Source organism: Paenibacillus caseinilyticus, from assembly GCF_027533645.1.
Classification (GTDB): domain Bacteria; phylum Bacillota; class Bacilli; order Paenibacillales; family NBRC-103111; genus Paenibacillus_G; species Paenibacillus_G caseinilyticus.
The window spans coordinates 268,211-279,856 of the sequence record NZ_JAQAGY010000003.1 but is presented as its reverse complement, the minus strand read 5'-3'; the positions used below and the strand labels follow the sequence as shown (position 1 = coordinate 279,856).

The 11,646-nt window shown below is 59.0% G+C and carries 8 protein-coding genes; all 8 read left to right on the top strand.

What is annotated here, in order from left to right:
- Positions 1-134: 134 nt before the first annotated feature.
- The 8 genes from O9H32_RS06765 to O9H32_RS06730 all read left to right on the top strand — a co-directional run bounded on the left by O9H32_RS06765 (position 135) and on the right by O9H32_RS06730 (position 11,638).
- Positions 135-5,069, top strand: coding sequence for a WIAG-tail domain (locus tag O9H32_RS06765; RefSeq protein WP_269865153.1), 4,935 nt, complete (start codon positions 135-137; stop codon positions 5,067-5,069).
- Positions 5,070-5,420: 351 nt separating this feature from the next.
- Positions 5,421-6,119, top strand: a complete 699-nt coding sequence (locus tag O9H32_RS06760; protein ID WP_269865152.1) for a class I SAM-dependent methyltransferase — start codon at positions 5,421-5,423, stop codon at positions 6,117-6,119.
- A gap of 197 nt (positions 6,120-6,316) precedes the next feature.
- Entirely contained in the window at positions 6,317-7,039 is a 723-nt protein-coding gene (locus O9H32_RS06755; RefSeq protein WP_269865151.1) for a sugar phosphate nucleotidyltransferase, read from the top strand.
- Positions 7,036-8,019, top strand: coding sequence for a dTDP-glucose 4,6-dehydratase (gene rfbB, locus O9H32_RS06750; protein WP_269865150.1), 984 nt, complete (start codon positions 7,036-7,038; stop codon positions 8,017-8,019). Before O9H32_RS06755 ends, rfbB begins: the two co-directional genes overlap by 4 nt.
- Positions 8,016-8,888, top strand: a complete 873-nt coding sequence (gene rfbD, locus O9H32_RS06745) for a dTDP-4-dehydrorhamnose reductase (RefSeq protein WP_269865149.1) — start codon at positions 8,016-8,018, stop codon at positions 8,886-8,888. Before rfbB ends, rfbD begins: the two co-directional genes overlap by 4 nt.
- A complete protein-coding gene (locus tag O9H32_RS06740) occupies positions 8,885-9,346 on the top strand; it encodes a dTDP-4-dehydrorhamnose 3,5-epimerase family protein (protein ID WP_269865148.1) in 462 nt (153 codons plus the stop codon). The genes rfbD and O9H32_RS06740 overlap by 4 nt, the downstream gene beginning before the upstream one ends.
- A gap of 32 nt (positions 9,347-9,378) precedes the next feature.
- Positions 9,379-10,488, top strand: a complete 1,110-nt coding sequence (locus tag O9H32_RS06735) for a CgeB family protein (protein WP_406627263.1) — start codon at positions 9,379-9,381, stop codon at positions 10,486-10,488.
- Between the two features lie 19 nt (positions 10,489-10,507).
- On the top strand, positions 10,508-11,638 hold the full coding sequence (locus tag O9H32_RS06730; RefSeq protein WP_269865147.1) for a CgeB family protein: 1,131 nt from the start codon (positions 10,508-10,510) through the stop codon (positions 11,636-11,638).
- The last annotated feature ends 8 nt before the right edge of the window (positions 11,639-11,646 follow it).

Below are 11,646 nucleotides of genomic sequence, written 5' to 3'. Positions count from 1 at the left end.
CTGGCTTTCAGCCTATTTTGCAGAAGGCGAATGACCACTTCCTAGGTATATGCATATGTTATCAATGACCGCAGGCTCAAGACACCCTGCCTGATCGCATAAGAGCCCATGAATTTATATTTAGGAGGACCCTCATGAAAAAGGACAGCCGCCGCTCAGTCGGCAAGTATAAACCCCGCACGCAGCGTATGGGAACCTATATCAATGAGCTCAGCTGGCTGGATGAGAAGCCAAGCAAGCTGGGGGCTCGGGGAGTACCTAAGGAAGATGCTTCTATATCGCAGGTTCTGACGCCGGAGACAGCCGAAGAGGAGTTTAATTACAGCGAGGCGGAGAGCGTCGTAGAACCCGAGGAAATTCCAACGCCGCCGAAAAGGGCCGCAGTATCGAAACCGACGGTGCTGCCGGCGGAACCGCCCGTGCCCGGACTCTTGACGATCCAGCCGAAGCCGGAGAACCGGCGGGCATTCCAGGGAGCGAATGTGTATACCGACGATCTCGGCGATGAGTCGGTGACTACGGAGAAGATTGCCCGTTATGCCGTAGACGGCACCCGGATCAGGCGCGGGGGAGTCAGCCGGGAGAACCTCGCGGATTACGCAGTGGACAGCACCAAGCTGGCTGACCGCTCCATTACCGGGCAGAAGCTCGCTCCCCGTTCGGTAACCGAGGATATCCTGGCTCCCGGCGCCGTCACGTCGGATAAGGTGCGCGACCGCTCGATATCCGGCGAGAAGCTGCTCGACAGCAGCATTACTTCGGAGAAACTCGCCGATAAGACGATTGACGCGATGAAGATTGCCGACGGCTCGATTCATGCGAAGCATCTCGCCGACGAGGCGATATCTGGCGAGATGATCCAGTATCAATCGATTACCTCGGACAAAATCAAAAGCGGAGCCATCCAGAGCGCGCAGCTCGCCAATGGCAGCGTGAATACGGCGAAGCTGGCCGACGGGGCGGTTGGCAGCGATAAACTTCGGGATGGGGCGGTCACCGCGCCAAAGATTGCCGACGGTGAGATTACAACCGAGAAACTGGCCCTCCAAGCGGTGACCGAGGAAAAGCTGGCGCCGTGGAGTGTCGCTGCCGAGCATCTCAAACTGAAGACGATTCTGCATGATCATCTGGCTCCAGGCAGCGTCCGGGGCACGAATATCGCATCGAAGCAGGTAGAGTCCTATCATTTGGCAGAAGATGCCGTGCAGTCTCTCCACCTCAGGGATGGCTCCGTGGCCTCCGGTAAATTGGCCAAGAACTCCGTTCAGGGCAAGCATCTGAGTGAATCCAGTGTCGAGGGCAGGCACGTGCAGACCGGAGGGATCGAGGGACGCCACCTGAGCCCCCATGCCGTGTCGGCCGAGAAGATTGCTCCGTCCAGTGTCGGTTCTTCCCAGCTGGCCGACGGTGCGGTATCGACGGAGAAGCTTGCGAATGAATCCGTGACCGAAGAGAAGCTGGCGGCATGGAGCATCGCTTCCGAACATCTCAAGCTGAGTTCGATCGTCCATGATCATTTGGCCCCCGGCAGTGTACGCGGGACGAATATCGCTTCGAAGCAGATCGAAGCTTTTCACCTGGCTGATGAAGCAGTGCAGTCCGAACAGCTCAAGGACGGTTCCGTAACCTCCGGCAAACTGTCCAAGAATGCCGTTCAGAGCATTCACCTCACCGAATCCAGTGTCGAAGGCAGGCATGTGCAGGCGGGAGGGATCGAGGGAAACCACCTGGCCTCCCATGCTGTGTCCGCAGAGAAAATCGTGCCGTCGAGCATCGGCACATCCCAGTTGTCTGACGGTGCCGTTACGACGGAGAAGCTGGGCAATGGGGTAGTGACTTCACTGAAGCTCTCCCCGAAATCTGTGCAAGCGGGGCATCTGGCGCCGGGATCGGTGCTCTCCGTCCACCTGGAATCCAAGGTCGTGCAGGCGGGCCACCTGGGGCCGAGAGCCGTAGACTCCGAACATTTGCAGGACCGCAGCGTCACGGCCGAGAAGCTGCAGGACCGTTCGGTGACAGCTGTACATCTGGCGAATGGATCGGTGCAGTCCCAGCATCTGACGGAGAATCTCGTGCATTCCATGCATCTGGGCAATCAGAGCGTCACGACGTCGAAGCTCTCGGTGGAATCGGTCTCGACCGACAAGCTGACGAACCTTGCAGTGACTTCCGCGAAGCTGGCCCATGTCAGCGTAACCTCGGAGAAGCTGGCCCGGGAAGCGGTACAGTCCGAGCACTTATCCCCAGGATCGGTAGGCAGCGCGCATCTGGCCAAGTCAGCCGTGAAGTCCCAGCAGCTGGCAACCGGGGCTGTAACCCGTGATAAGCTGGAGAATGCGTCCGTATCGGCCGAGAAGCTTGCCGAAGGGGCAGTGACCTCGCTGCATCTTACAGCTGGAGCCGTGCGGAACCAGCACCTGGCTGAGGGGGCCGTGGAAGGCAGCCGGATTGCACTAGGTACCGTTACAGGGTCCCATCTGGCGACGGGGGCTGTTGGCGGAGAGCAGCTGGCGCCCGACGCGGTGACGGCGGAGAAGCTCGCGGCGAATGCGGTCACGGCGGAGAAGCTGGCGGCGGAGTCGGTAACAGAAGAGAAGCTGGCCTCGGCGTCCGTGACGAGAGAGAAGCTGGTTGCGGAGTCCGTGACGACAGAGAAGCTGGCTGTGGAGGCGGTCACGGCGGAGAAGCTGTCCGTGGAAGCCGTAACGGTGGAGAAGCTTGCATCTTGTGCTGTGACGGCGGAGAAACTGGCCGAAGAAAGCGTGACGGCGGAGAAGCTGTCTCCGGGAGCCGTGACGACGGAGAAGCTGGCATCGGAGTCGGTTACAGCGGAGAAGCTCGCTGCAGAAGCAGTGACGGCCGAGAAGCTGGCTGCGGCAAGCGTGACGATGGAGAAGCTGTCGGACGAAGTGGTGACGGCCGAGAAGCTGTCTCCCGAGGCGGTCACATCGCAGAAGCTGGCAACGGAGTCGGTGACCGCGGATAAGCTCGCATTCCAGTCGGTTGTAACGGAGAAGCTGGCAGCGCAATCGGTAACGTCGGAGAAGCTGGCAGCGGAGTCCGTGGTGACATGGAAACTGGCGCCGGAGGCGGTGACGTCGGAGAAGCTGGCCGCGGAAGCGGTGACGGCCGAGAAACTGGCAGCCGAGTCCGTGACGGCGGAGAAGCTCGGAGCGGAAGCGGTGACGACCGAGAAGCTGGCATCGGAGTCCGTGGTGACAGGGAAGCTTGCGGCCGAGTCGGTGACGACGGAGAAGCTCGGACCCCAGGCGGTCATCACCGAGAAGCTTGCGACGGAGTCGGTCACGGCGGAGATCCTGGCTGCCGATTCGGTCACGACGGAGAAGCTTGCGGCGGAGTCGGTGACTACGGCAAAGCTGGCGGGTGAGTCGGTGACGGCAGAACAGCTGGCACCGGAGTCCGTATCGGAAGGAAAGCTGGCCGCATCGGCGGTGACGACGGAGAAGCTGGCATCGGAGTCGGTGGTGACCGAGAAGCTGGCACCGGAAGCGGTGACGGCGGAGAAGCTTGGGGCGGAGTCGGTAGTCACCGCCAAGCTGGCGCCGGAAGCAGTGACGACGGAGAAGCTGGCACCTGAGGCGGTGGTTTCCGGCACGCTGGCGGCCGAGGCGGTCACATCCGAGAAGCTGGCTGTGGAGTCCGTCACGACGGAGAAGCTGGCACCCGAGTCGGTGACGACGGAGAAGCTGGCGGCCGAGGCGGTGACGGCCGAGAAGTTGGCGGCCGAGGCGGTCACATCGGAGAAGCTGGCCGCGGAGTCGGTGGTAGCCGGGAAGCTGGCACTGGAGGCGGTGACGTCGGAGAAGCTGGGAGCGGAATCTGTTACGGCCGAGAAGCTTGCGGCGGAATCCGTGACCGCCGAGAAGCTGGCTGCCGTGTCGGTGACGGCGGAGAAGCTGGCCGCGGAGTCGGTGACGACGGAGAAGCTGGGAGCGGAATCCGTTACGGCAGAGAAGCTTGCGGCCGAATCGGTGACGGCGGAGAAGCTCGCTGCCGTGTCGGTGACCGCAGAGAAGCTGGCTGACGAGACGGTTACTACAGAGAAGCTTGCCTTGGCTTCGGTGACCACAGAGCGGCTTGCGGTCGAATCGGTAACGACAGAGAAACTCGCACCGAAGTCGGTAACCGCAGAGAAGCTCGGAACGAAGTCGGTGACGGCGGAGAAGCTGGCGTCCGGCTCGGTAACCGGCGATAAGATGGCTTCGAAATCCGTAACGACGGAGAAGCTTGCCAGCGGATCCGTCACTGGCGACAAGCTCGCTCTTGCCTCGGTCTCCGGCACGCATATTACGGACGGTTCCATCGACGGTCTGCACATCAAGCAGGAATCTGTTTCCGGTTACCACCTGCTGCCGGGCAGCATCTCCCTGCTGCATTTGGAGCCTTCGCTGCAGGCACTGCTCGGAGCGCGGGCGGGGATGGCATCGGCTCAGGCTCTGGAGTCGGCTGTGACGGCTGTGACGGATGTGCCGCTGCCGCAACCGGCGGCAGTCGAAGAGACGAAAGCGGCCGATACGGCTGAGGCAGAAGTGTCGGCGGAGCTTGAAGTCCTGACGCGGGAGCTCACCGAAGCGCAATGGGAAGACACGGGATCCCCGGAGACCTTGTCTGCTGCAAGCTCGGAGGCTGCGGCCGAGGAAGATGCGTCTATGGATGCCGGTTTCCTTGGGGAATCTCTGGAGCAGGCAGCCCATACAGAAGAAGCAGCAGAGACGCTGGAAGCTGAAGCAGCCGTCATGCTGCCAAAGCAGGAAGTCGGCGAAGCACCGGCGATCATCCCGCCAGCCGCAGTCCCTCTGCAGCAGTTCGGGCTCAGCCTGTTCCTGTTCTCAGATGAAGCGGCTAAGGTAGAAGTGGGCATAACTTTTGACCAGCCATTCGCTGATGAGCATTATGCGCTTGTTGCTACGACGAGCCACCAGGACTGCTACGCGGTCATCAAGTCGAAAGGACGCGAGAGCGCGATCCTGGAGATTGTTCGCAGCGGCTTCTCGCCAGAGTGCGAAGGCTATGTGAACTGGATTGCTATGGGCAGGACAGCCAAGTAAGAAGCAATTGCTCTATCAGCCTCAAGCTCAAATACAGCCTCAAGCCCAAATACAACCTCAAGCCCTGCACTTTAGCAGGAGCTTGAGGTTTTGTTGCTGCTTAGGGACCCATGTCTATTTTGAGAATTGACTGGACGAAGATACAAGCTTAGTAGAAGTAAATGAATATTATAGCTGTAACCCATCAGGGCACGATTACCGTCCCGACCCGAGCTGCAGCCGTTCTTGCGGCGATCACCGGGATGGGCACGCCCTCTACTGTTATATCGCACAGTGAAGTTTGGCCCGCAATACAGCGTTATTTCACGATAGACGACCAAAGGGTTTAATGAACGAAGGGGGTATGAGAAATTGTTTATTTTTTGGAATGAGGTAGTCCTGCCTTTGCTGCGGAAGAAGAAGGTCCGGAGATTGGTCGAGATCGGGGCGCTGGACGGGCAGAACACAAGGCAGTTGTTGGCATACTGCCATGAGGCTAATGGTAAACTGCTTGTGATCGATCCCGGCGTTTTCCCGCCATGGGAGGAGTTCAAGACGGAATACCAAGGGCGGTTTAACTACTTACGGGACTACAGCCTGCATGTGCTTCCGGAGCTGAGGGATTATGATGCAGTCTTCATCGACGGGGATCATAACTGGTTTACCGTCTATCACGAACTGAAGGCAATCGAGAGGGAAGCGCTTCGAAGCGGGAAGTTCCCGCTCGTCTTCCTCCATGATATCGACTGGCCGTATGGCCGGCGGGACCTCTATTATTTTCCGGAGACGGTTCCTCCCGCATTCCGGCATCCGTATGCCAGGCTTGGAATAGTCCGCGGCCTAAGCTCATTGGTGCCCGAAGGCGGAGTCAACGCAGGCAGTTATCATGCCCTGCATGAATTCGGTCCGCGCAACGGCGTGATGACAGCTGTAGAAGACTTTCTGGCCGAAACGAAACTGGCGATAAGCTTTCACAGCACCCCGTACCATCACGGACTAGGCCTGCTTGCCCCCAAGGATAAAAAGTTCGATGCGGACGCAATCGAGTTGTTTTTGAAGTATAAGGGATAATCGATGAAGCGTGTCTTACTGGATGCCGTCTCCCTAAGGGGGGCGGCTCTTTGGTATGGGCGAAGGGGGCATCCGCCAATTTATGCCTGGAGGCGGTATTCGTCCACTAGACTATGACGGAGGGTGCATATCATAGCACTATGGCATTCATTCATCATCGATAAACAATCATCATGAATGCGGAAAGGGGAAGCGCGATGAAAGGCGTAATTTTGGCGGGAGGCACCGGTACGAGACTGAGGCCGATGACGAATATCGTGAACAAACATCTGCTGCCCGTCGGTAAGTACCCTATGATCCATTATGCATTGGACAAAATGGCGGAAGCTGGGATCGAACAAGTGATGCTGGTGACCGGCAGGCAGTCTGCGGGTCTTTACACCGATTATATCGGCAGCGGGAAGCCGTGGGGCATGAAGGTAAGCTATGGGATCCAGGAGGCGGCGGGAGGCATCGCCGAGGCGCTTGGATTGGCTGAAAGCTTCGTTAAGCCGGGCGAGAAGCTGATGGTGCTCCTCGGCGACAATCTGTTCGACGACTCATTGAAGGAAGCGGCCGAACGTTTTGAGAGAAAGGAAGAGGGGGCCCACGTGTTCCTGAAGAAGGTAGACGACCCCCGGCGTTACGGCGTTCCGGAGCTGGCCGGCGGCCGGATCGTGCGCATCGTGGAGAAGCCGCAGGTGGCTCCGACCACCTATGCTGTAACCGGCATGTATTTGTATGATGCTCATGTCTTCGATATTATCAAGACATTACAACCGTCGGCCCGCGGAGAATTGGAAATCACGGATGTGAATAACGCCTATGCGGAGCAGGGGCTTCTGGGCTACAGCATGCTCAGCGGATGGTGGACCGATGCGGGGACCCACCGGTCACTGCTGGAAGCGGGCCTTCGGCTGATGGAGCGTGAACAATCATGAGAACTCTTCTCGTTACCGGAGGAGCGGGATTTATAGGCTCGAATTTCATTCGATACTGGCTGCAGCGGCATGGGGGAGACCGTGTCGTGAACTTTGACTTGTTAACCTATGCAGGCAATTCGATGAATCTGGCAGATGTCCAGGATGCGGCGAACTACAGGTTCGTTCAAGGCGACATTGCGGATGCGGCTTCGGTAGCACGCGTATTTGCGGAAGAAGCCGTGGATCTCGTCGTTCACTTTGCTGCCGAGTCCCATGTGGACCGGAGCATTCTCGATCCGGGGGCCTTCGTCCGGACGAATGTGCTGGGCACGCAGTGTCTGCTGGAGGAGGCCAGGAGAGCCGGGATTGGCCGGTTCGTGCACGTCTCTACCGACGAAGTGTACGGGACACTCGGTGATGAGGGATATTTCACTGAAGACACGCCGCTGGCTCCGAACTCTCCTTATTCAGCCAGTAAGGCGGGGTCTGATTTACTTGCCCGTGCTTATTATGAGACCTTCGGGTTCCCGGTTCTCATTACGCGCTGTTCGAATAACTATGGCCCGTATCAATTTCCGGAAAAACTGATCCCGACGATCATTACCCGGGCGCTTGGGGATCTGCCGATTCCGATATACGGCGATGGGCTGAACATCCGTGACTGGCTCTATGTGGAGGATCACTGCTCTGCCCTTGATCTGGTGATTCAACGGGGAGTCCCGGGCGAAGTGTACAATATTGGAGGCCACAACGAACGGACGAATCTCGATATTGTGCGTGCGATTCTCGGAGAGCTCGGCAAACCGGAGTCGCTGATGACTTACGTGGACGATCGGCTGGGACATGACCGCAGATACGCGATCAATCCGGCCAAGATCATGGGAGAGCTGGGCTGGAAGCCGCAGCACGGGCTCGAGAGCGGGATTAAGCGGACGGTAGCCTGGTATCTGGAGAACCCATCTTGGTGGCGCAGGCTGCTGGAGGGCAACCGTCCATGAAAGTGCTGATCACAGGTGCAGGAGGACAGCTTGGCTGGGATCTGATCCGGGTGCTTGGAGAGGACCATACGTGTGCCGCTTATACCCGCAAGGAGCTGGATGTCACCGATGAGAAGGCGGTATACGGGATCGTTCGTGCCGAGGCACCGGATGCTGTCGTGCATGCCGCCGCCTACACGAAAGTGGACCAAGCGGAGACCGACACAGCGGATGCCTACCGGATCAACGCGATTGGCTCTTGTTATGTGGCGATGGCGGCCGAAGCTGCCGGGGCGGAGATGGTGTATGTCAGCACCGACTATGTCTTCGACGGTACGAAGGGGGAGCCCTATGCGGAGGAAGATCAGACGAACCCGCTTAGCGTCTACGGCCGGTCGAAGCTGCTCGGCGAGCAGCTGGTGAGGGCCGTGTGCCCGAGAAGTTATATCGCGAGGACGTCTTGGCTCTACGGCAGAGAGGGGAACAACTTCGTAACGAAGGTGCTTTCCCTCGCGGAGAAGAGTCAGGAGTTAACGGTTGTCGGCGATCAGTTCGGCTCGCCGACGTATACGTACGACCTGGCCGCCTGCATCGGCGAGATGCTGGGATCAGGCCGCTACGGCGTATACCATACGGCTAACCGGGGCTTCTGTTCCCGATCGGCCTTCGCCGAAGCGATCCTGGAGCTTGCCGGATGTACCGGCACGCAGGTGCGCCCGGTGCCCTCGAGCAGCTTTACGCTGCCGGCTCCTCGGCCCCAGCATTCCGCTTTCCGGGATCTCGGACTGCGGCGAAGCGGATTTTCTCCCATGAGAGACTGGAAGTCCGCCTTGGCATCGTTCCTGCAGGAGGACTTACTTCCACAACGAGAGAAGGAGCGAGAGCAATGAAGATCATCGAAGGGGTAGCGCGCAAGTCTTTGGTCAAGCACAACGATGACCGGGGTTATTTTATGGAGATTCTTAGGGAGGATGACGAGATTTTTGGCCGTTTCGGTCAAGCGTCCTTGTCCATGTCGTTCCCGGGCGTCATCAAGGCATTTCATTATCACAAGCTGCAAGACGACATCTGGTTCTTCCCTAGCGGGCATGCTCAAGTCGTACTGCACGACATGCGGCCCGATTCGCCGACCTACGGCGTCACCAACGCCTTCTATATGGGGGAGGACAATGTGTATCTGCTGTTCATTCCACGGGGCGTAGCCCACGGCTACCGGGTGCTGGGCGGCAAGCCGGCGACCATCGTGTATTTCACCAATATGGCCTATGACCCCAAGCAGCCGGACGAATACCGGATTGATTATGACGATCCGGCTATCGGCTTCGACTGGACGACCAAATTTCGGTAGTTAACCGAAGCGGGAGCAAGGAGGGGATCGGGGTGCGCCCGAGTAAAAGTGCGGCAAGGGCTGTGGCAGGCCGTGCGGCGGGACTTCGCGCCGGCCGCCCGCAAGGTTATGCCGACGGATATCATCTGGGCCGCTGCCAGGCGGTGCGCAGCGCTGTTCTGCCGCCGTCGGTCTCTGTCCGGAAGATGAAAGTGCTCTTTATCCCTCAAGGGTTCCCCGCGATAGACGGAGGGATCGCTGCTGCCCTGAAGTCCATCGTATCGGAGCTCGTGACCGGTACGCCGGCCGGGATGCTGGAGCTGGCCCGCCAGCACCTGCCGGATCTCGTGCTGGTGATGAACGGGCTCCATGTCTTCCCGGCGGACCATCTGCAGCAGATCAAGGGGATCCGGAAGCTGGGCATCCGGACGGCGGTTTGGTTCGCGGATGATCCTTACTTTACGAATGACACGGCTTCCATCGCACCCCAGTACGATGCCGTTTTTACTCACGAACTGAGCTGTCTGGACTTCTACCGCTCGCTCGGCTGTTCCTGCGTCGAGTATCTGCCTCTGGCCGTCGATACGGCCCTCTTCCGGCCGGTACCGGTAGAAGATAAGTACCGAAGCGATGTCTGCTTCATCGGCATGGGATTCTGGAACCGGATCGAGGTGTTCGACCGGCTTGCCCCGCTGTTGGCGGGCAAGCGGGTGTTCATTGGCGGCGGCCTCTGGGAGCGGATGCGTCATTTTGCGCTGCTGAAGCGGAGCGTCCGGCCAGGATGGATTCCCATCGAGGAGTCGGTGAAATATTACAGCGGGGCGAAGATCGTCATTAACCTTCATCGCGGAACCGATGCGGCCGGGGATAACCGGAACGCCCGGGCGCTTCCCGCCCGGTCCATTAATCCGCGGACATATGAGATTTCAGCATGCGGTACGCTGCAGCTGACCGATGTGCGGGAGGATCTGACCGCCTATTACAAGCCGGGCAAGGATCTGGATATATATCACTCGCCCGGTGAATTGGCAGACAAGATAGAGTATTACCTGCAGCATGACGCACAGCGCCGAGTCCTGGCCTACCAGGGCCTGCAGCGGACGCTGCAAGAGCATGCGTTCCATTACAGAATCAACCGTCTCTTACGGCTATTGGGATATTAGAGAGAAGGAGGAGAAGCACATGCCCGGTAAAACAGCACAACGCAAGCCGGTCCGTGAACGTTACCGGAGAGGCTGGGGGCGGGGATGGGAACAGGGGTACCAACTTGGCCGCAGCAGCGGGTATCACCTCGGACGCTGTGATGCGGTGCTGAGGCAGCTCCCGGACAGCCCGCCGGGATGGTGGGATATCCGGGTGATGTACGTGACATCGGGCAAGGGCTTCCCTTATTCCCCTCTGGATGAGTCGATAATCACCGGGATGAGGGGACTGGTAAGGGAACTGATCGTAGTGAATCCTACCCATAATCTGACGGAAACGGCAAAACGGGCCCGTCCCGACCTGATGCTGGCCCTAGACGGCCTGAACCTGGCCGTATCCAAGGTCGACGCCCTTCGGCAGCTTGGCATCCGAACGGCGGTATGGCTGACAGACGATCCCTATTATACGGATCTCACCCTGCCCATTGTCACTCACTACGATACCGTGTTCACCCTTGAGCTCGAATGCGTGGAGTTCTACAGGCAGCATGGCTGCGCGGATGTCCATTATATGCCGTTTGCTTCGAATGCCCAGATCTTCCGCCCGAAGCCTGTGCCTGCGGAGTACCGCTCGGAAGTCAGCTTCATCGGATCCGCCTATTGGAACCGGGTGGCACTGTTCGACCGGGTGGCGCCTTATCTGGCCGGACGGCACACCTATATCTCGGGAATTTGGTGGGACCGGCTCCGGCATTTCCATACCCTCGGCTCCAAAATCCGGCTGAACAAGTGGATGGGAGCGGAAGAGACGGCAGCCTATTATAACGGTACCAAGATAGCTATTAATCTGCACCGGGCGGTGGACGACGCGACGTATAATAACAACTCCCGTCTGGTCGGGGCGGTGTCACCGAACCCCCGCACCTTCGAGATCGCCGGCTGCGGGACGCTGCTGCTTACCGATGTGAGAAGTGACCTTCCGCGGTTTTATACCCCGGGCCTCGAGATTGTCACCTACGGGTCGCCGGAAGAGCTCGTGCATCAGATCGATTACTATCTGAACCGTGAGGAAGAGCGGCGTACTATCGCCTTGAATGCGCTGAGGCGGACTATGACCGAGCATACGTATCCCCAGCGGCTCGCCCAGATGCTCCGTCTCCTGTTCGGGTAGGAGCGGCT